Origin of the sequence: Lacihabitans lacunae (genome assembly GCF_042649125.1) — a bacterium.
Taxonomy (GTDB): domain Bacteria; phylum Bacteroidota; class Bacteroidia; order Cytophagales; family Spirosomataceae; genus Leadbetterella; species Leadbetterella lacunae.
The window spans coordinates 587,371-613,273 of sequence record NZ_JBHRYQ010000001.1; the positions used below are offsets into that span (position 1 = coordinate 587,371).

At 38.5% G+C, this 25,903-nt stretch carries 21 protein-coding genes and 1 pseudogene; 14 read left to right on the forward strand and 8 right to left on the reverse strand.

Translation table 11 applies throughout. The features are described from left to right. Position 1 precedes the first annotated feature (1 nt). The 3 genes from ACFOOI_RS02475 to ACFOOI_RS02485 form a co-directional block, all read right to left on the reverse strand. Positions 2–1,564 (reverse strand): sodium:solute symporter family transporter, encoded by a 1,563-nt coding sequence (locus ACFOOI_RS02475; RefSeq protein WP_379834662.1) that lies wholly within the window; start codon positions 1,562–1,564, stop codon positions 2–4. Between the two features lie 4 nt (positions 1,565–1,568). Next, entirely contained in the window at positions 1,569–2,894 is a 1,326-nt protein-coding gene (locus ACFOOI_RS02480) for an MGH1-like glycoside hydrolase domain-containing protein (RefSeq protein ID WP_379834664.1), read from the reverse strand. A 65-nt stretch (positions 2,895–2,959) separates the two neighbouring features. Beyond that, on the reverse strand, positions 2,960–5,599 hold the full coding sequence (locus ACFOOI_RS02485) for a TonB-dependent receptor (RefSeq protein ID WP_379834666.1): 2,640 nt from the start codon (positions 5,597–5,599) through the stop codon (positions 2,960–2,962). A 145-nt stretch (positions 5,600–5,744) separates the two neighbouring features. Here ACFOOI_RS02485 and ACFOOI_RS02490 point away from each other — a divergent pair, with 145 nt between their 5' ends. Together ACFOOI_RS02490 and ACFOOI_RS02495 are read left to right on the forward strand one after the other, a co-directional pair. Next, positions 5,745–6,779, forward strand: a complete 1,035-nt coding sequence (locus ACFOOI_RS02490; protein WP_379834668.1) for a LacI family DNA-binding transcriptional regulator — start codon at positions 5,745–5,747, stop codon at positions 6,777–6,779. Positions 6,780–7,075: 296 nt separating this feature from the next. Next, positions 7,076–7,555: pseudogene (locus tag ACFOOI_RS02495) on the forward strand (enolase C-terminal domain-like protein); the annotation flags it as partial. Between the two features lie 147 nt (positions 7,556–7,702). Here the strand turns inward: ACFOOI_RS02495 and ACFOOI_RS02500 are convergent. The 3 genes from ACFOOI_RS02500 to ACFOOI_RS02510 all read right to left on the reverse strand — a co-directional run bounded on the left by ACFOOI_RS02500 (position 7,703) and on the right by ACFOOI_RS02510 (position 9,703). Then, positions 7,703–8,569 (reverse strand): zinc-binding metallopeptidase family protein, encoded by an 867-nt coding sequence (locus tag ACFOOI_RS02500; protein ID WP_379834670.1) that lies wholly within the window; start codon positions 8,567–8,569, stop codon positions 7,703–7,705. Further along, positions 8,570–8,773: a zinc-ribbon domain-containing protein gene (locus ACFOOI_RS02505; RefSeq protein ID WP_379834672.1), complete on the reverse strand. Its 204-nt coding sequence runs from the start codon at positions 8,771–8,773 to the stop codon at positions 8,570–8,572. Between the two features lie 102 nt (positions 8,774–8,875). Beyond that, positions 8,876–9,703 carry an AraC family transcriptional regulator gene (locus tag ACFOOI_RS02510; RefSeq protein ID WP_379834674.1) on the reverse strand — a complete coding sequence of 276 codons (828 nt, stop codon included), beginning with the start codon at positions 9,701–9,703 and terminating at the stop codon, positions 8,876–8,878. 191 nt (positions 9,704–9,894) lie between these two features. Here ACFOOI_RS02510 and ACFOOI_RS02515 point away from each other — a divergent pair, with 191 nt between their 5' ends. From ACFOOI_RS02515 to ACFOOI_RS02570, 12 genes are all read left to right on the forward strand, one after another. Continuing rightward, on the forward strand, positions 9,895–11,004 hold the full coding sequence (locus tag ACFOOI_RS02515; protein ID WP_379834676.1) for a Zn-dependent alcohol dehydrogenase: 1,110 nt from the start codon (positions 9,895–9,897) through the stop codon (positions 11,002–11,004). Between the two features lie 4 nt (positions 11,005–11,008). Further along, positions 11,009–11,788, forward strand: coding sequence for an alpha/beta hydrolase (locus ACFOOI_RS02520; protein WP_379834679.1), 780 nt, complete (start codon positions 11,009–11,011; stop codon positions 11,786–11,788). Between the two features lie 11 nt (positions 11,789–11,799). Next, positions 11,800–12,960 carry a cytochrome P450 gene (locus tag ACFOOI_RS02525; protein WP_379834682.1) on the forward strand — a complete coding sequence of 387 codons (1,161 nt, stop codon included), beginning with the start codon at positions 11,800–11,802 and terminating at the stop codon, positions 12,958–12,960. Between the two features lie 10 nt (positions 12,961–12,970). Further along, positions 12,971–13,279 carry a 2Fe-2S iron-sulfur cluster-binding protein gene (locus ACFOOI_RS02530; RefSeq protein WP_379834685.1) on the forward strand — a complete coding sequence of 103 codons (309 nt, stop codon included), beginning with the start codon at positions 12,971–12,973 and terminating at the stop codon, positions 13,277–13,279. Further along, on the forward strand, positions 13,280–14,521 hold the full coding sequence (locus tag ACFOOI_RS02535; protein WP_379834688.1) for an NAD(P)/FAD-dependent oxidoreductase: 1,242 nt from the start codon (positions 13,280–13,282) through the stop codon (positions 14,519–14,521). A gap of 974 nt (positions 14,522–15,495) precedes the next feature. Next, positions 15,496–16,137 (forward strand): GntR family transcriptional regulator, encoded by a 642-nt coding sequence (locus ACFOOI_RS02540; protein WP_379834690.1) that lies wholly within the window; start codon positions 15,496–15,498, stop codon positions 16,135–16,137. Continuing rightward, positions 16,124–17,176, forward strand: coding sequence for an isocitrate/isopropylmalate dehydrogenase family protein (locus tag ACFOOI_RS02545; protein WP_379834692.1), 1,053 nt, complete (start codon positions 16,124–16,126; stop codon positions 17,174–17,176). The genes ACFOOI_RS02540 and ACFOOI_RS02545 overlap by 14 nt, the downstream gene beginning before the upstream one ends. After that, the gene (locus ACFOOI_RS02550; protein ID WP_379834694.1) at positions 17,173–17,802 is read left to right on the forward strand and encodes a cyclase family protein; all 630 of its coding nucleotides are present in this window, start codon (positions 17,173–17,175) and stop codon (positions 17,800–17,802) included. The genes ACFOOI_RS02545 and ACFOOI_RS02550 overlap by 4 nt, the downstream gene beginning before the upstream one ends. Before the next feature lies 1 nt (position 17,803). Next, entirely contained in the window at positions 17,804–19,099 is a 1,296-nt protein-coding gene (locus ACFOOI_RS02555; RefSeq protein ID WP_379834697.1) for a four-carbon acid sugar kinase family protein, read from the forward strand. Next, positions 19,096–20,355 (forward strand): MFS transporter, encoded by a 1,260-nt coding sequence (locus ACFOOI_RS02560; RefSeq protein ID WP_379834700.1) that lies wholly within the window; start codon positions 19,096–19,098, stop codon positions 20,353–20,355. Before ACFOOI_RS02555 ends, ACFOOI_RS02560 begins: the two co-directional genes overlap by 4 nt. Then, positions 20,352–21,380, forward strand: coding sequence for a Gfo/Idh/MocA family protein (locus tag ACFOOI_RS02565; protein ID WP_379834702.1), 1,029 nt, complete (start codon positions 20,352–20,354; stop codon positions 21,378–21,380). Before ACFOOI_RS02560 ends, ACFOOI_RS02565 begins: the two co-directional genes overlap by 4 nt. A gap of 40 nt (positions 21,381–21,420) precedes the next feature. Then, a complete protein-coding gene (locus ACFOOI_RS02570; protein WP_379834704.1) occupies positions 21,421–23,283 on the forward strand; it encodes a DUF5060 domain-containing protein in 1,863 nt (620 codons plus the stop codon). A 143-nt stretch (positions 23,284–23,426) separates the two neighbouring features. On the opposite strand, the gene ACFOOI_RS02575 is transcribed toward ACFOOI_RS02570, so the two are convergent. Next, a complete protein-coding gene (locus tag ACFOOI_RS02575; protein WP_379834706.1) occupies positions 23,427–24,332 on the reverse strand; it encodes a 3-coathanger stack domain-containing protein in 906 nt (301 codons plus the stop codon). 67 nt (positions 24,333–24,399) lie between these two features. After that, positions 24,400–25,533 carry a right-handed parallel beta-helix repeat-containing protein gene (locus tag ACFOOI_RS02580; protein ID WP_379834708.1) on the reverse strand — a complete coding sequence of 378 codons (1,134 nt, stop codon included), beginning with the start codon at positions 25,531–25,533 and terminating at the stop codon, positions 24,400–24,402. Between the last annotated feature and the right edge of the window lie 370 nt (positions 25,534–25,903).

Here is a 25,903-nt window from a genome sequence, read left to right on the forward strand (position 1 = left end):
TTTAAATAAAAGATGGTAAATTTATACAGAATAAAAGAATAGCTACAAATACTATTGCCAATATAATATTGTATTTAGTTAAGATGAGTTCTATTTTTCGGTCAAAAAACAAAGATTGGTCGTCTGTATTTTTAATAAAATAGGAAGCTGCATAAGCTACCCCAAAGCTAACAAGACAACCGATGAAGTTCCACCAAAACCAAAATACATTTGGCACAAATATCCACAAGAACATATTAACCGCCACACCTGTTAGCAAGCCGATGTTCATGGCTTTTCCGTTTACTCGGGTAGCTAAAACTGCCACTAAGAAAGTGGCCAACATAGGTCCATAAAAGACAGAGCCAATTTTATTTATCGCTTCTATCACCGTTTTGGCAATATCTCCCACATACAGACTAAAAATCAAGGTAGCCATGCCCCAAACCAATGTACTGGCTTTGCTCAAAAATATGTATTTGTCAGCGTTGAAATTTTTTCTTTTAGAAATAATCTCTTCCATAGTAACGGCACTTAGCGAGTTTAGGATTGAGCTGTAAGCTGACATAGCGGCCGCAATTATAGCTACAACTAAAATTCCGATGATGCCATTTGGCAAATAGTGTTCGATAAACAAAGGAATCATCAAGTCAGTTTTTCCTTCTGGAATCAAGTTCATGAAGGCTTGGTTTTGTAATGCAAAAGTTCCTAAAATCAATCCTCCGATACAGTAGCTTAGTGTTATAGGGAATCTCAAAAGACCATTGGCTAGTAAAATGGTTTTTAGCGTAGGCACGTCTTTCGAAGAAAGGATTCGCTGAGCCTGCATTTGGTCTGTGCCATAGTACGAAGTGTATAAAAATATACCTCCAAATAACATCGGGAAGAAACCGTATTCGCTGCCATCAAAACCCAAGTTTGAGAAATCGATCACTGTTAATCGACTTCTATCTACATGTGTGGTGAGTTGTTCCCAGCCCCCAAGGTTTTTAAGGCCATAGTAGATTATGATGAAAATACCTGTTACTTTGATTATCATCTGTAAAACTTCGCTGTATACGATGGCTTTCATGCCGCCCTCAAACGAATACACAATGGTGGAGATTCCGACAATCAGAAGGGTAGTGGTAAAAGATAGGTGAAGCAATGACGACAAAATTAACGAAACGGCGTAAACCGTAACTGCACCCGCAAATGATCTACTAAATAAAAAAACTGACGATAAAATTAGACGGGTAGAGGCTCCGAAACGTTTTTCTAAAAATGAATAAATACTGACTACACCACTTCTGTATAATATTGGGCCAATAAAAGTCATGACTAGCACCATAGCAAGCGGCACGCCTAGCTCAAATGTCAGCCATTTCATGCCGCCGCCTTGGCGGAGACCTACAAAAGCAGGAGCAGATACAAAACTGATAACTGACAGTTGTGAGGCCATAGCAGACATAGTCAGTGAAAACCATCCGAAGCTTTTGCCTCCTAAAAAATAGTCTTTGGAGCTTTCTTGTTTTTTTAGGAAATAACCTAAAACTAGCATTCCAATTATATAAACAGCGATAATACTGTAATCTAGTGCCTTCATATTATTATTCGTTTATAAAATCCAGAATGACGGCTGCGGTCCATGAAAAATCATTTCCACCGTAGCCGCCTTTTTCATCTGAATAGTTTTTGGGGTTAAAATACTCATAAAAGCCGTCCTTTTGTACCAAACTCAAAGAGTCTTGTTTCAGGCGGTCGGCCACTTCATTAAAACCGTATTGTCTAAAGCCACGCTCTAAAATCCAGTTTACTTGAAGCCAAACGGGGCCTCTCCAGTAGCGGTTATGCTCAAAACTTGGGCTAGTAACTGCTAAACTTGGACAAAGAAAACCATCAAGGCGAGGTCCTGTGAAGTCTTCTCCCATTATCTTTTTGGCCATCTCTGCAGCTTGCTCTTTGGTTGGGCTGCCTGCCATTATTGGGGTGAAACCCATAGCAGTTGGCATTGAGATATAGCACTCGTTTTTTAAATCATAATATCTATATAGCGACTGTGATGCGTCATATAGTTTGTCATTTAAACCTGCGGTGGTTTTAGCATGCCAAAACTCACATTGTGTTTTTTCATCATTCATTCCGAATAGCTCACATAGCTTAATTAAACTTTGGTTTGAAGCCGCCAAAATACCATTAAACATTGGGTCTTGAATCAGAAATGGTAGTTTCTCAAACATTTCCGCCTCGTCGTAATTGCATTGCTTTGAGATATCAATGAGGTTCAAATAGTAGTCGTAGTCTCTCTTGGTTGGCCTCTGCGACTGGTCTACGTGTGTAGTGTCTTTTCGCTCTACGTTGTACACGGGCGGTTGGTACATTTTCCAAACGTCGTCCCACACGGCAGAGTTGTCAGAACCCGACTCCCAGTTATGTCTGATATACACCAATCCTTCGTTATATGGGTCGCGGTCTGTATACAAATATCTATGAAATGAAATTATAGAAGTAATGGCACTTTTATAAAATTCTAAGTTTTCGCTTTTGTCTTTTTCTTTTTCGTATAAATACTCCAGTACAAAACCCAATACAGGCGGCTGCGTCATGCCCGTGGTTTTTACGTGGTCTGGCGAGTTTGGGCTATGGTAGGCACCATGAAACTCCGCTCCCGGGAAATACATTTTATCTGCTGAGTCATTGTGAAATGTAATGTGCGGTATTAGGCCGTTTTTCCACTGAGCAGAAAGTAAGGTTTTAATTTCGGTTCGAGCTCTTTCTAAGTCAATATTTGCCCAACCCATGGCGTTAAAACCAGAATCCCAAAGCCACTGAAAAGGATATAAACTTGAAGACGGCACAGTGAAGCTTTCTCTCCAGTTTTTGTTTAAAATTCTGCTGGCTTCAGCACTTAGGTTTAATTCTTTTTGTGTTTCCAATGTTCTAAAGATTAAATATGTGGGCGGTCTAAACAGGACCGCCCAATGTTTCTAAATATTATGAATTAAAACTCGTATTTAAGTCTTAGGAAGAAACGTCTTGGTAGTTCAGGACGACCTACAAAGTAGTTAGATCCTGCCACGTTTGCACCTCTTGGTGATCCTTCGGTAATACCTGCGGTGTTAAATAAGTTATAAACCGAAGCACCGATTCTCATTTTTTGGTTTGGAGCACCTACACTAAACGTTTTACCCAAATCTAAACGGCTGATTGTATATGAATCAAGCAAGTAAAGGTTGTCAGCAGCTGTATATTTCTTTCCTAAATAGTTAGTAGAGAAGTTAGCATCTACTTTAGAGTTGTCATATGTAAGGCCAATCATTCCCATAGTTCTTGGTTGACGTTGTAACCAGTTACCTACTAAAGCGGCATTGCTTTCGTATTTGGTATACTTGTGTTTTTGGTATGTAAAGTTTCCGTTTGCCGAGAAGTTTTTAGCGATGATATAGTTACCCGAAACCTCAAGACCATACGAAGATGTAGAAACTTTTTGAACATCGTCTATTAAACCACCTTTTCCGTCGTTTATGAAGTTGATTTCGTTTCTGTCTTTAAGGTTTATGCTGTAAACAGCTGCAGTACCCGAAAACTTAGGAGAACCAAACTTCACCCCCGCTTCAGTTGAAAGAATTTTTTCAGGATTGTAAGACGAAGTTTCGTATGCTGTCTTAAACTTAACCGATCGCAATTCTGGGAAGAAATATCCTTGAGATACGTTTGCATAAACGTTTACTTTTGGCGATATTTTGTAAAGACCAGCAAGAGCTATGGCAGTTCCAGTAGTAGATACTTTGCCGTTTTTAGTCAATTGGCCATTGCCCCAAGTTACAGAAGCTAAATTTGGAGCTAAAGTAGGGTCATTTAATACATTGTAAGTTTTGCTTCCGTATGAGGTAATAAAACCTTGAGCACGCTCTACTCTGAAACCAGCGTCAAAGTTAAACTTCTCACCTTTAAATTCGTCAGTTAGGTAAAACGCCGCCTTGTTACTGTTAATGTTTTGATCAGAATATCCAACGTTAGTACCCGAAAGTCCGTTTAAGGTATATTTTTTAGCTACACCAGCAGCGTCAGTATAGGTTAGGTTTACCAATCTTGGGTTTTCAGCAAACTCACTTAGGTATCTGTAAGTGATGTTTTTGTCACCTGCCTCTGATCTTGCCAAATATGTACCTGCTGTTACCGTATGGTTGTTTAATTGTTTTGTTAAGTTAAACTCTCCTACGTATTCAGTCAATGGTCTTTGACGATCCAATATTCTGTTTTCGAACAATAGAGCATTTGCTGGTAGAGCCTGGCCGTTGTCTACATACGTGTATTTGTAGTTAGATCCACCTGTTAAACCTCTTCCAGAGGTAGCTAGGAAAGTAGCTTGTGTTTCTACTGGGTTACCAAAACCTGCTCCGTCGAGGAATAAGTTAAAATCATGGGCATATTTTGCATATTTTATTTTTGAGCTAAATACCCAACCGTCACCAAAGTTTTGGTTCATTTTCATCATTAAGTATCCACCTTTTGTGCTTGCACCGTTTTCAATAGGCGATTGGTAAAGGCCATCTGGTGTAAGGAATGACATGTTTGCAGCATTAGAGGTCTGCATAGTTCTGATTGTTTGGCCGTTTACTTCTGGTCTAGTTTTGTCTGCAGCCGATAATGGGAAAGGAAGGTAAAACTGAGCTTTGTCGTCAATGAACTGCCCATAAAGTGTAATACTTCCATTGTCTGTTACTTTTTTGATGTTTCCTCTAAACTGAACACCTTCGGTGGGCAGACCAGTTTTTATTGGGCCTTCGTCGTATCTATAAAAACCAGAAAATGCATAATACATTTTAGAATCGCTTCCGCCTAGTTTACCGCTACTCAAGAAATCTGCCTTAATACGGCCAAGGTTTGCTGTTTCTAATTGTATCGCGTTTTTACTTACGTCAGAACCCGTTATACTGTTGTAGTTGATAATACCTGCAACTGATCCAGCTCCAAACAAAGTTGAGATACCACCTCTAACAAATTCAAGGCTTTGGATGCCGATATCGTTTCTAAAGTATACGTCATGAGCAGATGAATTCAAACCAAAAGTACTCAAAGTAGGCAATCCGTCTACTTGAAGTGGGTTAAACTGATATTGACCACCTGAAGGTAAACCTCTGATAAAGATATTGGCTGCAACTTCACCTCCACCACCTTCAGCAGTTATACCCGGAATACTTCTTAAGATATCCGCCTGACTGTTGGCAGAAAGTGTGGCAAGTTGTTTAGCACCCAAATAAGACATTGAGATCGGAGAGTCTTTTTGTGACTTTGTTCCAAAAGTAGCCGTTACCACCACTTGGTCCAATGCAAGCACGTCGTCTTCCATAAGGATATCTAATGTTTGCTGTCCGCTGCTTAGGCTAATTTCTTTTTTAAGGGTTTTGTAACCGATTCCAGTAATTACTAGATTGGCAGATGAACCCGAAAGTTCTAGTTTGTATTGACCCTCTATATCAGTAGAAGCTCCTGTTTTTGTGTTGGCTACTACTATGGTAATACCCGGTAATTTCTCTCCAGACTTGTCAGTGACAGTCCCGCTTAATGTTGTTTGGGAATAAGCCGCTTGACTCATTAGTCCCACGAATAATAATAAGGCAAATAGTTTTGTTTTCATTATTTAATGATATTAAATGAATATTTAATTGTACTTTCGCAACAAAGGTAAAGGCAATTTATATAAAAAAAAGATAAATTTGTGTTTCTAAAGTGCTGTATATAAGCATTTTGTAATGCAAACGATAACGTAAACGTTTACGTAAATGGATAAAAATAAGAAAAGAGTTAAACAATCTGATATTGCAGAGAAGCTAGGTGTGTCAGTTGCTACGGTTTCGCGGGCATTAAAAAACCGAATGGAAATAAGCGATGAGATGAAAGAGCGAGTAAAACTAGCCGCTCGAGAACTCTCTTATCAGCCAAATTTTATGGCGGCAAACTTGCGGTCGCAGAAAAACTTTTCTATTGGAGTTATCATTCCTCGAATAGTACACGAATACATGGCTTCTATTATTAAAGGTATTAGCCAAGAAGCCAGTACTTATAATTATCAGATAATGGTAAATGTTAGCGATCATTCGTATGCCAAAGAGGTAAAGGCGGTGGAGCTTTTCGCTTCTGGAATAGTGGATGGTGTGCTCGTTTGTGCCAGTAATGAAACCACGGATGTGTCGCATTTTGAAAATCTAAGAAACAATAATATTCCTTTTGTGATGTTTGACAAAGACATTCAAAAAATGGAGGCACCCAAAGTGGTGGTCGATGATTTTTCGGGAGCATATCGGGCTGTGGAGCATCTTATACAGCAAGGATACAAAAATATAGCTCACATGCAGGACAATATGATAAGCCATGGTTCTCAAAAAAGGATGAAAGGGTATTATTCGGCATTGAAAAAATATGGAATCTCTAAAAATCAAGATTATCTGGTAAGCCTACAGACCATATCTATAGAAGAAAGTAAGCGACTGACAGAGGAACTGCTTAGGACATATCCAGAAATAGATGCAATTTTTGCAATAACAGACGAAATAGCCATAGGAGCGATGCAGGCTGCACAAAAGCTAGGTAAGCGTATCCCCGAAGATATTGGTATTGTAGGTTTCAGTAATTGGCAAATATCGCAAGTGGTGAGTCCCACACTTAGTACAGTGGCTCAACCCGGTATAGAGGTAGGCAGGACGGCCCTTAAACTCTTAATGCAAAACATAGAAAATCCAAGATACTTCCAAGACAACTTCCCGATCAAAATCCTAAAGACCAAGTTATTGGTAAGAGAATCTTCGTTTCGGGGTTAAAGGGATAGTGAGTATTTAGTTTAGCGTTATGAGTGCCAAATATTCAGCATCGAGTGCGACAGCATTTTGAATTTATTCATGTATTCGTGGCAATTGATAGGGGTGGTGAGTCCCCAATATTCTGTATTGAGTGCAGCAATATTTTGAATTTATTCGTGTATTCGTTGCAATTAATAGGAGTAGTGAGTTTCGAGTATTCTATATCGAGAGCAGCAACATTTTGAATTCATTCATGTATTCGTGGCAATTGATAAGGGTGGTGAAAGTTTAATCTTTAGTATCATAGCCCCGAAGCATACGAAAGTCTCAGAAAAATGATAGACGTGCCCTTCGCCATCGGTGAGGAGTTTGCCAGTAAATGGCAGTTTTTACCTTATATAGAGCGGGGTATAACGCAGTATGCCCGCATAGACGTTTGTAACGTGGGTGGCCTCACCGAAGCTATGAAAGTAGCCGCTATGGCGGAGGCTCACTACATAGACCTCATGCCGCACAATCCGCTCGGACCCATTTGCACGGCGGCGTCTATACACTTGGCGGCGGCAAGTCCAAACTTCGCTTTTTTAGAGGAGATGCATACGCCAGTGGCCAACGCTGGCTTCGACGACCCCGCATTTTATCCTGTACAGCCGAAGCTCCAAGGCCACCGATATTCCGTTCCAACTACTCCCGGTTTAGGTGTGGAGTTTAACGAAGAACTTGTCATGCAAACGGGTTTCGAGATGTTTGATATGCCACGTCTAAAAAAACGCGATGGCTCATACACCAACTGGTAAAATGCTAAATTGATTATGTTTTATTTGGGCAGCCGGGCGGGCTATCCGTACTCGCTCTTTTTGTGCGGTCTAATTGGCCCGCACAAAAAGGAGCTCAAACAATACTCCTATCCCTGCTGCAAGAAACCCGAAGAAAAGGGAATAGGCTTAATTGTTTAGGATAGGATTGATTTCGTTACTGGTTCTTAATTTCCACAAAAGCTTATGGATAAACTTCAGTTTGTCTATTATGGCCGGCGTAAGCACAAACGGATATACTTCCAAATGTCCCATGGCTCTACTTATGCTATTTACTGCAAATGATAAGGGAACCGAAGTCTGTACTATTTTATCAAAACTCTTAACCGTGTAAGGGTCTACACTCACTTTGGTTTTTATTTCTTTGTCTAGCACCACTTTGAGTTTAAAAAAGAAGGCAGTCTCTACCATATCCATTATGTGGAGGTAATGAGCCCAAGTTTCGGCCCAGTCTTCCCAAGAGTGGGCGGTGGCGTAGCGGCTGATAAAGTTCGCTTGCCATTCTTTAGTATCAGGCTTTTTGTAATATTCGGTCAAAGAATCCGCATAGCTAATACGTTCGTCACCAAAAATACTTCTATTCTCATCCAAAACTTTTTGATCAGTATATATTATTCTTTCCCAAAAATAATGCCCCACCTCATGCCTAAGGTGACCTATTAATGTTCTATATGGTTCAGACAGGTCTTTCCTTCTTCTTTCTCTTTCTACCGAATTTGCCTCACTAATCAATATCGTAATCACGCCATTTGCGTGTCCGGTCATTAGTTTTTTGTTTGTTATGCGAGACACAAAATCAAAACACAAGCCTTCTTTTTTGTTTTTCAACTTACTAGGAAGCGGTAAACCTAACTTCTGCAATTGATAAATCAAACTGTGTTTGGCAACTTCTAGGTGCTGCCATTTTTCATTGTTTTTGGCATTGCCAAGGTTGGGAATCGTTCGGTTTAGTTTACATGCCGAACAAAACTTGTCAGCAGATTCAATCGGAATCACTCAGTTGCAGACCTCATGCTCGTGATTTTGGCAAAACTTGTATGCGATACTTTCTCTTTCAGATAATAAGGTTTGGTTTGCAGGATCAAAAGTTAACATCATTCTATCTTTTGCTCTGTAACCACAAATGTGCCCACATTTTTCGCAGCTAGTGTTTTCAAAATAGAGTGGGTGCGAACAATTTCCGCATTGAAATACCTTCATAGTTTTGTTGTATCGTATATGTTTGACAGTTTCTAAACTGCCCTGTTTTTTAAATAAAATATAAGTTAGAGATATTAATATAAAATATCGTTCCTTTCCTGATTACCTGTTTGTTCGAAATGCATTTGGACTTACGCCTTTCCACTTTTTAAATGTTCGGTTAAAATATGGAATATCCTCAAATCCACTTTCAAAAGCTACTTGGCTAATTCTAGTGTTTGTTCGTAAAAGTAGTTGAGCAGCAGCTTCTAATCTATATTCTAAAATAATCTCAAAGAGGGTTTTACCCGTTATTTTTTTGAAATATCTACAAAATGACGTCGGGCTCAACATCGCTATTTCTGCAACTTTCTCTAAGCTAATGTTTTCCCTAAAGTGTGTAATTATATACCCAAATACCTCTTGAAATCTATGTTGATCTTTGTTTTCGGTATATGTCTTATGTAAAATACTCGTTTTTTGACTTGAACTTAACTCTAAAAAAATCTCCAATAGTTTAAGGAATTGTCCCGCGGGTTTTAGTTTGTTAAGTAGTGGTATATACTTATCAAAATCATGATTTGTGAAAATCACCCCATCTTTTGAGCTCTCTAGAAGCTGTTTTACCGAATCAAACTCAGGCAAATTTAAAAGCGACTTCTCTAAAATGTCTGGATGAAACTGAATCACAAAAGCCTTTACATGCTCACCTTCGGCGAGCTCACGATTTATCCAGCAATGGGGGAGGTTGGGGCCAAGCAAAACTAATTCACCCTCTATAAATTCCTCAATTTGGCTGCCCACATAGCGTAAGCCATCTCCTTTTATTATAAACGTAAGTTCATATTCTGGGTGATAATGAAACGGTGACTCAAACGCAGGTAGGTCAAAGTGGCGGTAGGCGATTGACTGGCTAGCCCCCGGATTTATATGTTCGTAAACTGCCTTCATTTAACTATAATTTGTTCTTATTTTTTTATTAAAGATAATATAAGACAATTAAATGAAAAAAAGTAACAAGCTAAAGTTGTAGATATTTTAGAATTTTGTGTATTGTTTTTATTTAAGGTATACCTGTAAAGTTACACCAAGTAAAAACTAACGCATTGTGAATTCAAAATTTCAACCACTCTTTATAAAAAATGAAAATTTCAAAAGCCGCAGTTGCCAAAGGCGATGGCTCATATAGCATAGAAGAAATACAAATAGCTTCACCAATTGGTGACGAAATTCGTGTAAAAATGAAGGCAGCTGGCATTTGCCACACCGACTGGGATTCGCTCAATTGGGGTAAACCCATCGTAATGGGCCATGAAGGTTCAGGTATAGTGGAGGCCATTGGTCCCGAAGTAAAAGATTTAAAAGTTGGAGATGCTGTTATTTTAAATTGGGCCATTCCGTGCTATTCATGTTTTCAGTGTCAAGAAGGCAACCAACATATTTGTGAAAAGAACTCAGCCGTAACTGCCGGAAATTCGGTTTCAGGAGGTCACGCATGTTTAGAAAGTACCATGTATAACTCACTGCCTATAGAGCACGCTTTTGGATTAGGCACCATGAGCGAATACACACTAGTAAGAGAAGCTGCATGTGTAAAAATTGCCCACGATGTGCCTTTTCCGAGTGCAGCCATAGTTAGCTGTGGCGTTATGACGGGCTTTGGCTCAGTTACCAATGCCGCTAAAGTAAAAGCAGGTAGCAGCGTAGTAGTAATAGGTACGGGTGGAGTGGGTTTAAATGTAATTCAAGGAGCAAAAATAAGCGGAGCAGCAAAAATAATCGCAATTGATATTAATGCCGAAAGGTTAAAGCTAGCCGTACAGTTTGGGGCTACACATACTATTTTAGCATCAAAAGAAGATACTTTACTGAGCCAAGCAGCCGAACAAGTTAAAACCATGTGCAATGGACGGGGGGCGGATTATGCATTTGAATGTACGGCAATTCCAAGACTAGGAGCGGCACCTTTGGCTATGGTCCGAAACGCTGGAACTGCCGTGCAAGTGAGCGGCATAGAAGAAGAAATAACAATAGACATGAGTCTTTTTGAATGGGATAAAATTTATATTAACCCATTATACGGCAAAGCCCGCCCTCAAATTGATTTTCCACAAATAATCGAGCTGTACCAATCAGGTAAATTGATGTTAGACGAGATGGTTACCAGAACCTATCCGTTAGAGAAACTTCCAGAGGCATTTGCCGATATGTTGGCTGGTAAAAACGCTAAAGGTGTAATTGTTTTTGAATGAAAAGATGAAGAAGTTTTTTACTACAGAAAGAGGTAAGATTGGAGCACTAGATGTTTTTACCGTAAAAAGTAATGCACTTGGCAATCGTGCAGACCTTAGTGTCTTTAAACCTACAGGTGATTTTACTAATATGCCCATTGTAATACTGCTACATGGCGTGTATGGTAGCCATTGGGCTTGGTCCTTAAAAGCGAATGTACACCAAACACTTAAATCCATGATTGCGAATCAGCAAGTTGAACCTATGCTTCTTGTAATGCCATCTGACGGGCTTTTTCACGATGGAAGCGGCTATTTGAAACATCACAATGCGGATTATGAAAAATGGATAGTTGAAGATGTAATATCCATAGTAAAAGATAACTACAAGGAAGTGAGCGACGCTTCTCCCGTATTTTTGGCGGGGCTTTCAATGGGTGGCTATGGAGCTTTACGGCTTGGGGCTAAATATCCCAATGTTTTCAAAGCGTTCAGCGGTTTAAGTTCCATTATACGATTCGATCAGATGGGCCAGTTTGTTGAGAATTTTGACTTGCTAAAACAAGCCATAGAATCGGAGGAAAACGTAATCGATATAATGTTGGCCCATAAGGCAAGCCTGAAGCCATTTAGGTTTGACTGCGGAAAAGAAGATACACTTTTCGAAGCAAACCAGATATTAGACAAACAGCTGAACGAGCACAATATTCCCCATGAATTTTTAATCAAAGAGGGTGCTCATAGTTGGGAGTATTGGCGTGATAACATTGGGGAAACACTTCTTTTTTTTAATGAACAAATTTGAAACTGTTAAATATGAATAATAAAAACCCAAGCATATTTCCAGACCCTTTTGAGGAAGCCAGAAAAACACAGGGTTTTGGGAAAGTGGCTGATCAAGACGATGACGTAATGATACTTTTGAGGCATAAAGATGTCAGAAAAACTGCTCATAATGCCAAAACCTTTCAATCTGGTGCTACTCCTGGAAGAATAGTGGTGCCTTCGGAAGTAAAAATCAGAGATACCCGTCAGATTCCTTTTGAGGTAGATCCTCCTTTACATGGCGAATATAGAGCCATAGTGGAGGCGTGGTTTAAAAGGCCACTTCAAGCGAAATATCAGGAGAAACTAAAAGCCCAGATTGAAAAAGCGGTGGATGAAGTCTTGAACAAAGGCAATATTGAAATTATCAGTGATTTTGCTTTGCCTTTGCAGTCACGAGCCCTCACTTTATTGCTCAATACGCCTTTTGAAGAATCTGATATATGGATTTCGTGGGGAACGCATGTGTTTAGAAGCGAAGGTGAATCATTGGATGCCGATAAAGCTAATGTGTTATACGATTATATAGACGCCGAAATAGACAGGGCGATCTTAAATCCGGGTGAAGACCTGTACTCAGTTTTATTAAATTCTGATTTTCAGGGAAGAAAATTAAATAAGGAAGAGGTTAAAGGTGTGTTGATTCTGACTTTTGCGGGAGGAAGAGACACTGTTATAAATGCTGTTACAAATTCACTCTCTTATTTTGCTGAAAACCCAAAGGCTCTTTTGATGCTAAAGCAAAATCCTGAAATGATCGGCAAGGCCGTGGAAGAATTGGTGCGGTATTTTGCTCCATTGACACACATGGGCAGAGTAGTGACCGAAGACACGGTGGTGTGCGAACACGCTGCTAAGGCAGATACGCGAGTTTCATTGTGTTGGGCATCTGCTAACCGAGACGAGAACGTTTTTGAAAATCCAAATGAAGTAATGTTAGATAGAAAAATCAATCCGCATGTAGGTTTTGGTTTTAGCCATCACAATTGCCTCGGTGCTACCCATGCACGCCAAATCTTGAAAACACTTATCACCGTTTTAACAGAAAAAGTTACCCAAATGGAAGTGGTTGATTTTGAAGAAAACATAGAAGACTGGGGAGAATTTAAACGTAAAGTAGGCTTTCATAAATTGATTTTAAATATTAAATAATATCTTAACTATGGCAAAAATAACTTTTTTAACTTCTGATAATGAATCTATTACGGTAGAGGCAAGCTCTGGAAATGTAATGGAACTGGCAGTTGCAAATAATATAAAAGGCATTGATGGCGATTGCGGCGGTGTTTGTTCGTGTGCCACTTGCCATGTGCATGTTTTACCCGAGTTTTTGGAAATTGTAGGTAGGGCTAGTGAGATAGAAACCGATATGTTAGAACTCGACGACAATGCCGATGAATATAGTCGTCTTGGCTGTCAAATTAATATCACGGAAGCTTTGGATGGCGTGGTGCTAAAAGTTGCAAAATAAATGATTGAATCTAAAGAGCAAACATGCGTAGTGATAGGTGCAAGTCATGCAGGTGTAAACTTTGCGTTTTCGCTAAGAAAAGAAGGTTGGCAGGGTAAGATTATCCTTTTTGATGCTGACCCACATTTACCCTATCATCGGCCACCTTTGTCAAAAGCTTTTTTGACCTCCGAAGCGGGCATAGCAAATTATCTTTTAAAACCTGAACAAAGCTATCAAAACGAAAGTATAGAACTGCAATTGGGTAAATCGGTAACTTCAATTAATAGGGATTTAAAAGTAATTAGTCTTTCAGATGGGCATATTCAATCTTATGATAAATTGGTATTTGCCACTGGTGCTCGTGCTTTGGTACCCAATATTGTGGGTTTATCTGCTGGGGCTCATGTTTGCTATTTGAGAACAGCCGCCGACGTATTGAAAATCAAGGAAGCCTATGGTTTGTCTAAAAGCAAAAAAGTGCTAATCATAGGTGGTGGTTATATTGGTTTGGAAATAGCCGCTTCGCTTAAAAAGTTGGGGGCTTCTGTGGTTATTTTAGAAAGAGAGCGTCGCATATTGTCGCGGGTTACTTCGCCTGAAATGTCAGCGTATTTTTATAATCTACATACACAAAATGGTGTTGAGGTTTATGCCAATAAACAAGTTGTTTCTGTTGAAACTTTAGAAGAAACTAAGCAAGTTACCTGTCAAGATGGAAGTGAATATTTGGCAGATTTAATTATCGTTGGAGTGGGAGTAAGGGTTAATTTCGAATTAGCTGAAAGCATAGGCTTAGAGATAGAAAACGGTATAAAAGTAAATGAGTTTGCACAAACTTCTGATTCGGATATTTATGCCACAGGTGATTGTACCAACCATTTTAATCCTCATTATGGCCGATATGTACGATTAGAGTCTGTTCAAAATGCCGTTGATCAAGGTAAAGTGGCTGCCGCAGCTATTTCGGGTAAGTGGCAAGCCTATGACTCTATTCCCTGGTTTTGGTCTGACCAATATGACACCAAGTTACAGATCGTTGGCCTTGCAGACGGATATGATGATTTGATTATGAGAGAAGACGATAATCAAAAACGCTCGGTTTGGTATTTTAAAGCTGAAAAATTACTGTCTGTTGATGCCATCAATAATGCAAAAGCTTATGTGATAGGCACAAAAGTTATTAAGGAAAATAAACACATAAATAAAAATGTTCTTTCGGATATTTCCATCCCGCTAAACTATGATTTGCTAACGAGTTAAGGCTTAGTCTTTTTCTAGTTTTGGATTTTATCGTTTGGCGATATACCTTTTCCAAATCCAAATTCCAAGATTTTTGGAACCTATCATCCTCCCATTTTTTTGATTGTATTTTTTTACTTCTCAACTAAATAAACAATGAATATCACAGCCGGCAATAGGGCAAAATATAGTAAGCCGGAAATGTATACATAATTGTGATATTTTGAGACTAAACGATTGTTTCTATGCAGGTAAGCTAGGATTGCCATTAAAAAAGGTGCGAATAAAAATAAATAAAATGCACCTATTGATGCCATTCCGGACCACTGCATAAAAAATGAACTAACTAATAACACTAATAATCCCCCATAAGTGAAAAAAATTAGGAAAAATTCAATCACTGGAGGGTTTAGAATTTCGTTTTTATACATTTTTCTTATAAGAATAATATATTTTGTCAAACGGTTAATTTTTATTTTTTAAAAAACATAGCTTAAACCTATTATTGAAGCCATTTTTTAATCATTTTGAAAAACACCCCCTTTCATTTACTGTGTCGCCTGCCAGCGGGGCCTCCATTTTTTTTCGAAAAAAAACGGAGCAAAAAAAACTGCACCCTGCAAACTCGCACAATTAAAATTCTTATTACCAATGTTCTAATAAAAATATACTTCCCAAAAGAATTTTAACAGTGCTCAGACAGTGCAGGGCGATGTAAAGATTTATTTTCTATTTTTTTTACCCGTTTGACAGTAATTTTTTATCTAAATTTTCGAGTACTAATTTTCTGTTTTTTTCAATCAATTCTTCCGCGGCATGGGATTGTAGTGGAGCTCTTTTGTCTGGCCCTCTGGCCGACAAAAAGCGGGAACGGAAAGCCCGGTGCCTGGCTTTGCCGGCAGCCGCCCTATATATTATAATAAATAGTATTTTTTCGTGAAAAAGTTTTGTTATTAACTTTTGTTTTTTAGTTTTGTATACAAAATACAGTATACATGATAGAGCACGCAGATTTGAGCCAATTGGCCTACCAGCAAATAAAAAGTCAGATTTTGAGTGGTGAACTCGAACGGGGGCAAAAGCTCGTGCAAGAGAAAATTGCCGAAAACTTGGGCATAAGTCGTATGCCGCTACATAAAGCCTTGCAGATGCTTGAAAGTGAGTTTTTGGTGGAGTCGGTGCCTAGGAAAGGGTATTTGGTGAAAAAATTTGACCAAAAAGAGCTTATAGACGCATTTGAGTGTAGAGAGGTTTTGGAAGGTTTAGCCGCTAGAAAATTGGCTCAAAGCCCTGACCATGTGGAACTAGCTCTAAAACTAAATGCGATTTTTGAACCATTTGTGGGGCAAACTGACATTGTGATTAGCGATTACCGTATTGCCGATCAGGAGTTTCACAATGCCATTAGGCAGCTGTCTGACAATGTAGTACTCAAAAAACTGGATGCCCTCGGCAATTATTTAAAGATGACATTTAGCCTTGGTTTGGTGCGTTCGCCTCAAGAGACACTGGCCGAGCACTACGATATCATCAATGCCATTAAAGCTGGCGACGCCGAAAAAGCAGAGTATTTTATTCGTAAACATGCAAGTAATTCAATAGATATTTTAATAAATAAGCAAAATGAAAAATTATAAGATTGCCGTAGTTAATGGCGATGGTATTGGTCATGAAATAGTGCCAATGGGTGTTGAAGTTTTAGAGGCGGCATCTGCCAAATTTGGTTTTAAATTAGCTATCACCAGTTTTCCGTTTGGAGCAGGATATTATCAGGAGCACGGCGATTTTATGGCCGAAGGTGCTATGGAAGAGTTAAAATCGTTTGATGCTATTTTGTTTGGTGCGGTTGGTTTGCCAGCTGTAGACGACACGCTTCCGTTTAAGCTTTTTACTAATAAAGTAAGAACTGCATTTAAGCAGTATGTTAACTACCGACCTGTGAAATTGCTTGACGGAATTCAGAGTCCCTTGGGTACAAAAACTCAGGCGGATATAGACTTTGTGGTTATCCGTGAAAATAACGAAGGGGAGTTTGTTCAAAATGGTAGAGTCATGTACGGCGACGAACCGCACGGGTTTGCTACAGATACTAGTTTATTTACCCGTGTAGGTATCGAGCGAATCGCTCATTATTCGTTTAAGTTGGCTCGTAAAAGAAGAAGCAAAGTTACCAACGTGACGAAGTCAAATACGATGATTAATACCTTGGCCTATTGGGATAGGGTGATTGGTGAAGTGGCGGCACAATATCCAGATGTGGAATACCGCAAAATGTACATAGATGCTGCTACGGCAAATTTTGTGTTACATCCTGAGTATTTTGACGTGGTGTTGACTACCAATATGTTAGGCGATATATTGTCTGATTTGGGCGGTGCTATAATGGGAAGTTTAGGATTCGGTCCAAGTGGAAACTTGAACCCAGAAAGAACGTTTCCATCTATGTTTGAGCCTATCCACGGTTCGGCTCCAGACATCGCGGGTAAAGGTATTGCGAACCCGATCGGTCAAATTTGGTCTGCGGCTATTATGTTGGAGCACCTTGGCGAGCAAGCTGCTGCAGATGCAATAGTGGCGGCTATCAATCAAACTACTGCCGCGGGTGTGTTGACTACCGATGCAGGTGGCACTAATTCTACCAAAGAGGTTGCTCAATCTATTTTGAAGTTTTTATGAGATATATTGACCTCACCTTGGACTATTCGGCTGCTGTGGCTGGATTTAATATTTCGCCCGCCAGAGACCTCGAAACTGACGGATGGAATGCCAGCACACTACAGATATATTCGCACGCAGGCACGCATATGGACGCTCCAGTGCACTTTGGCGTAAGCAACAAAACGATAGACCAATTTGAAGTCTCAGAATTTGTTTGTGACAGAACTTGGGTGATAAACCTAAGTTTTGTTACAGATTCTTACTTGATTAATATCAGTGATTTAGGTGATTTTGTGAATAGAATTAACCTAGGTGATGCCGTACTTTTTAGAACCGATTGGTATAAAAAACTGGGTACTGATGCATACCGAAACAAATTGCCACGCATCAGCGAAGACTTGGCCCGTTGGTTGGTGCAAAAAGGGGTAAAGTTGGTAGGCGTAGAGCCGCAATCGGTGGCCGATGTAAACAACCTGCCTGAGGTAACTTTAATCCATGAGATTTTATTAGACAAAATAATAATAGTAGAAGGTCTCTGCAATTTGGATCAGTTGCAAACTGATTTGGTGACGTTTATAGCTTTGCCTTTAAAAATAAAAGGAGGAGACGGTGCACCTTGTAGGGCCATAGCCATTGAAAAATAAAATGAAGGAAGTGAAAACCATAATAGTTCTCGACGACGACCCCACTGGCACGCAAACTGTGCATGGCGTGCCTGTGATTACAAATTGGGAGAAAACCACTATTGAGACTGAATACGAAAACAAAACGCCCTTATTTTATATACTGACAAATTCGCGTGCTTTAGTTACTGCCGAGGCCGAAAAAATGGCTTTTCAGATTGGAAGTACCATAAAAGAAATAGGTAAACCAACTTTTGTGATCAGCAGAGGAGACTCTACTCTTCGTGGGCATTTTCCGGAAGAGGTTACGGCTTTGGCTACAGGTTTGGGTTGGGAAAATGATTATCTGATTGTTTTGGCACCTGCTTTTTTTGAAGGAAATAGATTTACAAAAGACGACATTCATTATGTGAAAGAAGGCGAAGAATGGATTCCCGCTGCCGAAACGCCTTATGCCAAAGACAAAACTTTTGGCTACACAAACTCTAACATTAGAGAATGGGTGGTAGAAAAAAGTAAAGGTAAAATTTCTCTTTCAGAAATAGATTCGGTTTCCATTTCAGAGCTTGAAAGTTTTGATAACGACCTAATTCTAAATAAAATAGAAATAACACCAAAGGTATTGATAGTAAATGCTCTAAGTCCTGAGCATTTGGAGGGATTTGTAAAAGTTTTAGGTAAAACCAAACGCCATATAGTTTTTAGAACTGCGGCATCTTTTGTGCCTGCCATTGGCGAAATAGCCAAGAAGCCTTTATTAGAAAGAGAAGATTTTTTGCAAGGAAACTCAAATAGTGGTGGCTTGATAGTGGTAGGTTCGCACGTGCCCAAAACCACGCAGCAGCTCAATGCACTTTTTAAGTCAGATATAGAGCCGCTAGAATTTGAAGTTGAAAAATTCTTAATAGAAGGAAAAGTTTATTTTAATGAATTGTCGCGAAAATTAAATGAGATTTTAGGAAATAAAAAAGACGTAGTGCTCTACACAAGTAGACAGTTAGTGAGTAAAAGAACCGAAAATGAAAGTCTGATATTAAGTGTAAGAGTATCGCTAGGGTTAATTTTTTTAGTTCAAAATTTAGCCCAAAGACCTGCATTTTTGATAGCAAAAGGAGGTATAACCTCAAGCGATGTAGCCACTAAAGGATTGGGCATACAGCGTGCCCTCGTATTGGGGCAAATATTACCCGGCGTGCCAGTTTGGCAAGCAGACCAAAGTTCTCGTTTCCCTGACCTGACCTATGTGGTTTTTCCGGGGAATGTAGGTGACGAGTTTGGGCTGCTAGACGCTTATAATAAACTCAACCTAAAGCCATGAAAAAAACATTTCCAACGCGTTACAAATTGGTGTTTTACACCTTTTCGTTAACGATACTTTTGTACATAGACAGGGTGTGTATTTCTGCCGCCAAATCTCCCATCACAGATGCCCTTGACCTCAGCGACAAGCAGTTTGGCTGGGTGCTTTCTGCTTTTGCTTTGGGTTATGCCCTTTTGCAGACGCCTTCAGGTGTGTTGTTAGATAAAAAAGGACCTCGTACTGTGTTAACACTTATCGTATCGTTGTGGTCACTTTTTACGGCTTTTACGGGTTTGGCCTGGAACTTCGTCTCGTTGTTGGTAGTTCGTTTTTTGTTTGGGGCGGGCGAAGCTGGAGCATTTCCGGGAATTTCAAAATCAAGCATCGCCTGGTTTCCAGTAAAAGAAAGAGGCTTAGTGACGGGTATAAATTTCTCTGGAAGCAGACTTGGGGCTGCTTTTTCTATGCCTTTGGTTATTTTTCTAATAAACACATTAGGCTGGAGAAATTCATTTTTTGTTTTAGGATTTATAGGCATCGCATGGTCTATTTTGTGGTATAAATGGTACAGGGATTTGCCTGAAGATCACGCCTCGGTAAGTCACGACGAATTGGATTATATTTTGGAATACCGCCAAAAAATAAACACGGTAAATAAAAAAGAAATATCGTGGAATACAGTTCTAAAAAACAGGGAAGTATGGTACACAATGATGCAATATTTTGCTAGTAATTATATCTTTTTCTTTTGTTTAACATGGCTTTTCCCTTTTCTCAAAAACAAATATCAGATAGATGACGTAACGCTGAGTTACTGGGTCAGTATGCCGTTTTTTGCAGGAGCCTTGGGCAATTATTTCTCGGGTTATTTGGTAGATTATTTATACAAAAACAAAGGAATAGTTATTTCCCGCAGATACCCGGCTATGATCGGTTTTTCACTTATAGCTATCGGCTTAATAGCCAATTTACAAGCTGACAGTATTTATTCGTCCATTACATTTTTATCTATCGCTATTTTCGGTGCTGATATGACTTTAAGTCCGTCTTGGTCATATTGTATGGATGTTGGAAAACAGTATGCAGGGGTGTTGTCAGGTACCATGAATATGGCCGGAAACCTCGGGTCGTTTCTTACAGCACTGGCTTTTCCGTATCTGATGGCATGGACAGGCGACGAAAATACTTTTTTTTATATCGGCATAGCTTTGGCCTTTTTGGCGATGTTTTGTTGGTCAAAAATGAACCCTGTAAAATCAAGTTTTCAAGAATGAAAAAACTAAAAGGAGTAGTAGTAGGGGCAGGGTATTTTAGTGATTTTCATTATGATGCCTGGTCAAGGATATCGGAAGTGGAAATAGTGGCTTTGTCTGACTTAGATGGAACAAAAGCCAGCGAAATGCAAGAAAAGTACAATATAGCGAAGGTTTATACAGACTTTGAAGAAATGATTAGGACTGAAAAGCCTGATTTTGTGGACATTGTAACACCTCCTGCCACACATTTCGAAATAATTAAATCAATCAGTGGCTACGGTATTCCGATGATTTGTCAGAAACCTTTGGCACCTACTTTTGCTGAGTCTGAGCAGATTTTAGATTTACTAAATGCCAATAATGTGCCTTTTATGGTGCACGAAAACTTTAGGTTTCAGCCGTGGCACCGCGAAATCAAAAAGCTTTTAGATGCAAATGCAATAGGTAAACCACATAATTTTTATTTCCAAACTCGCATGGGCGATGGACACGGCGAAGAGGCTTATTTGTCACGTCAGCCTTATTTTAGAGAATATCACCGCCTGTTGATCTATGAAACTGGCATTCATTTTATAGATACTTTTCGATATTTGGGAGGTGAGATAAGTGAGGTTTTTGCTCGGCTAAAAAGATTAAATCCGGTTATAAATGGAGAGGATACCGCACAAGTTCAGTTTACTTTTGAAAACGGAGCGTGGGGCACATGGGATGCCAACCGCTACAACGAAGACGTGGTGCCTAATAAACGCTACACTTTCGGTACTTTTTTGATAGAAGGAAGCGAAGGAAGCATTCGATTAGATTTAGAAGGAAAAATTAAGATTCAAAAGCTCGGGCAAGAGCAGATGGAGCATATTTATACCCCAAGCACCGCGGGTTTTGCGGGTGATTGCTGTTTCTCTACGCATGAGCATTTCATAAAAGGGCTTCTTGAAAAAAGTGATTTTGAAACCCGTGCGAGCGACTATATAAAAAGCCTGAAAATACAGGAATTGGTATATAAATCTGCTACAGAAAATAGACCAATATTGGTCAATAACTAAGTATTTATCAACCGTAAATATTAACACTTAAAATTTGAAAATGATGTTTAAAAAAACACTGGGAATTATTGCTCTATTTGGTTGCTTAAGCCATTGGGCTTCGGCACAAATCACCGGCCAAAAGTGGGACAAAACAACGCTTGATTTTAACGGCCCTCTTACTTCCGAATTGACTCAGCCAAATCCATTTACTTATTATAAATTAGACGTCACTTTTACGCATGAGAGTGGTGCCCCTATTATGGTAGTGCCTGGTTTTTATGCGGCTGATGGCAATGCAGACAACAGCTCAGCTACAGCTGGGAATGTCTGGAGAGTGAATTTTAGTGCTCCCAAAACTGGCAAATGGAAATACAGCGTAAGTTTTAAAGCAGGCGAAATGATTGCCGTAAAAGAAGGCGGAGTTTCGGCTGGTTTTATGGATGGTCAAAAAGGCGAACTGACGATTACCGAAAATACCAAAAAACTTCCTGACAACAGTGCCAACGGAAGGTTGCAATACGTAGGAAAACGTTATTTGGAATGGGCAGAGACTCGTAAGCCTTTCTTAAAAGTAGGAGCAGATTCGCCCGAAAATATGCTACATTATGCAGATTTTGACGGTACATTAGACTGCTACGGAAAACTTGGAAAAGACTATTTTAAATTAATAAAAACGTGGGAACCTCACGCCAAAGACTTTGATCCTGCAGCACAACCATATACATGGCAAAATGGCAAAGGTAAAAACATATTAGGAACTGTAAATTACCTTTCAAGTATCGGAGTTAATGCATTTTCGTTTTTAACTTTTTCGGTAGATGGCGACGACGGCGGTGTGTATCCGTATATCACTAAAAATGATTCGGTTTTTATAGCGGCATCAAACGAGTCAAAGTCATGGGAAAAGGGCCTGCATCACGATCGTTTCGATTGTTCAAAACTGGATCAGTGGGAACGCGTATTTGCATATGCTGAAACTAAAGGAATGTATTTGCACTTCAAAACCTTTGAAAGTGAAGGCGTAAATTTGATGGGCAAAGACGAACTTACAGACGAACGCAAGTTGTATTACCGTGAGCTAATCGCTCGTTTTGGCCACCATTTGGCACTAAACTGGAACTTGAGCGAAGAAACTCGCGTAACAGTTGATCTTATCAGAAAAATAAGTAGTTATATCAGGAATTTGGATCCGTACAAAAACCACGTGGTGCAGCACACGTATCCTCCTGGTTACCCTGTTAAGAAAAGTGTTGCGTATCCAAACTACAGCTATTATTACCCAAACTTGGTTGGTTTTCAGTCGGAGTTGACGGGTGCTTCGCTTCAGTTAGATGTGCATGATGTACACGGGGAAGTGAAACATTGGGTTACCGAATCAGAAAAAAGTGGCAAGCCGTGGGTGGTAGCCAATGACGAGCAAGGTTCTGCCGACAAAGGTGTTACCGTAGATGCTAGTCACGCACTTTATACAGGTAAAATGAATACCGACAATATTGAAGATGTACGTCAGAAGGTGCTTTGGGGTACATTTATGGCAGGAGGAGCAGGTGTAGAATATTACTATGGCTACAAAACCGAGCAAAATGACCTCAATGCCGAAGACCACCGTACGCGTGAGGTAAAATATAAAGAAGCGGCTATTGCACAGCAGTTTTTTACGGCCTTGGCAGTAGAAAGTATGAAAGCAAACGATGAGCTTACGGCAAGCGAAGAAGATTATGTATTTGGAAATGAGAACCAATTAATTGTTTACCTTCCAAAAGGCGTTTCTACAGCTATCAACCTACCAAAAGGCAGTTGGTCGGCAAAAGTTTTTGATCCAATAAAAGGCGGATTCAAATCGACAAATGTAAAAATCTGTAAAACGATTTCAGGACCAGACAAATCGCAAGATTGGGTTTTGGTTTTGAATAAAAATTAAGCTGTGTTTAAACTAAATGGCAAAGCCAAAAACTTTGCAAAGCTCAAAAGGCCACCTATCGATTTAGGTGGTCTTTTTATTGTGTTTTCAAAATTATTTTTAATTTAATATTTCTTTTGGAGTGTATGGTTTTAGGGCTTGTTCTAGTCTACACAAATCGCCTTTATCTTAGCCTCAAAATGCTCTCCGTTTTCAACTTTAAAACCGGCAAGAAACTCAATGCTGTTTTCAGCCCAATAATCTATCTTACTGTTTTTAATCTTTGAACTTGATTGAATTTTTTTAGCTGAAAATGATTGATCAGAACCATAACCATGAATGCTGTTGAGTATAGCTAAATTAGGTTTAACATTTATAAAAACAGTGTCACTGGTTATAGAATGGAGAACGGGTACGTATCTAAAACATTCAAAATAAAATTTATTGCTTTGTGTTAAAGTATCTAAAGTTAAAATATTGCCAGTATAGCCTGTGTTCCATTTTATGCTGTCACAAGTACCAATAGCTTTGATAGAATATGATTCTAATGCACATATAGCCAGGCTAGACTCTTGGGTGTTGTTGACATTTGTACCTTTATAAACCAATGATGAGATATTTTGAGAAGGATTGGCGTAAAAGCTTTCATTGCCATCAAAAATATCATCAATGCCATCATAATCATTATCATAAGCAGTAACCGAAAACTCAGTACCTGGAGTTGTACCCAAAGGAATAGCATAGTTATTGGTTAAGCCTACATCAACACTGTTAGAATATTCAAAATCGGATACTTTATTGAAATATACTCTATAACCTTTTAAGTCTCCCTCTGGGTTTTGTTTCCATCTAATAACTTTTTGAGCTGCACTAGAGTCAATATAAAAACTAACAGGACTAATAGGTGCCTTGGTGTTTGGAGTACTAGAAGCGAACTGCTCATACACAAAACCATAGAACCCATAAAACCCATCGAAGTTAGGTTTGGGGATGTTTTTATAGTTATGTTTCAGAAAAATATCAAAAGTCTGTAGATTGTTTTTTATGAGGTAAGTTGACTTATTATCCATAAAAAAATTATTGGAATCAATTTTAATAGCAGATTGAGATTGAGGTCCACTATTGTTATTAACAACTTTAAAAAAAACTCATGTCAAATGACTTTTCTGGGACATTTCCAGAGAACAAATTATTTTTCACCTCCAGACTATCATTACCACTATTAATTTGCATTAAATTAAATATATCATTCCCAATAATCGTGTTACCTGTTAAATTTAAGCTTGAATTTAGGTTAAGAATATGTGGTTCGAATGTTATATTTCCACCATCAATTCCTCTTCCATTACTTGAGTTTTTATAAATAATATTTTTATTGATAATTAATTTATTTCCAGAATAAGTAGAAAAATTCTGTAAAAATATTGCCCCTTTATTTAAAGCAATAATATTTTTTGATACTTCAGAGTTAGAGCTGATCGGATAACTATAATATGTGTTTAGTCCTATTCCATAATTGGAGTTACTTATAAATTTATTACTAATTATTTCTGTTGAGAAATTCCCAAAAAGTGAAATGCCATTTTGATTATTATCTATCAGATTATTATAAAATAATAATTTCGTAATGTAATAACTAGAGGTATTAATTGGACCAAAAATTAAGCCTGAAAGATCGTTTTTTTTCAACATACTATTTTCTATTTTTGACAATGAAGCTTGATATTCAAGTCTTATAATAGGGTTAGTATCTGTGACTTTTATTCCATTTCCTTGATTATAAGAAAAGCTACTACTGTCAGCAACAATTTCTCCCTTTTCTAAAAACACACCATCGCCAAGGCAAAATTCTATTTTGGAGTTTTTAATTTTAACTCTTCTATCTAATCCATATATACCTACGTTTTTACTTTTTATTCTACAAAAATTGAATTCCATGTAAGTTTCTATGATATCGGCAGTACCTTTTATTAACCTTATGCCAGGACCATTTATGTTATTACAGTTAAAGTAAATGCTGTCTGAGCTGCTTCCGTTGGCCAAAATTTTACCTCTAATATTGAGTACTCCATCCATATTTATCACAACGCCTGCCTCTATGGTCAATATTATATTATCAGACACAAGTGTGCTCGTTTGAATATAATATGGGCTATTAGCTTTCAAAAGCGTGGTGTGTGCTGAAATAATATTTGGAAGTACTGTTTGTGAGTATCCGAAGTGAATTGAAATTATGCAGAAAAGTAAAGTTTTTGTAAAGATTGTTTTCATAGCTATGGACTTATTTAATTTGGTCTCAAATATAAGGAATACAATTTGAAAAGCTTTATTTGAAATTGTCTAAATTGAAAAGTGTGACTATAGCAAATATTAAGTTTCTAAATAGGTAAAAATTAACGTATTTTATAAGGGGTCTATATATTCGCTCTCATATTTTACTTTAATTATTAAGTGATTGTAGCGTAGTCATTTTCTTATTAAAACCAAAAAAATCTTATTATTGCTTAAAAAAAGATTTCGATATTATATTTTACAGAAGATTGCCTAACTAGTTTATGAATAAAATTTCTAAAATAAATTGTAATCTTCTTTAAGTTATGGTAGTCCAATAATTCTATGAAATTTTAGTTTTTCTCTTTAT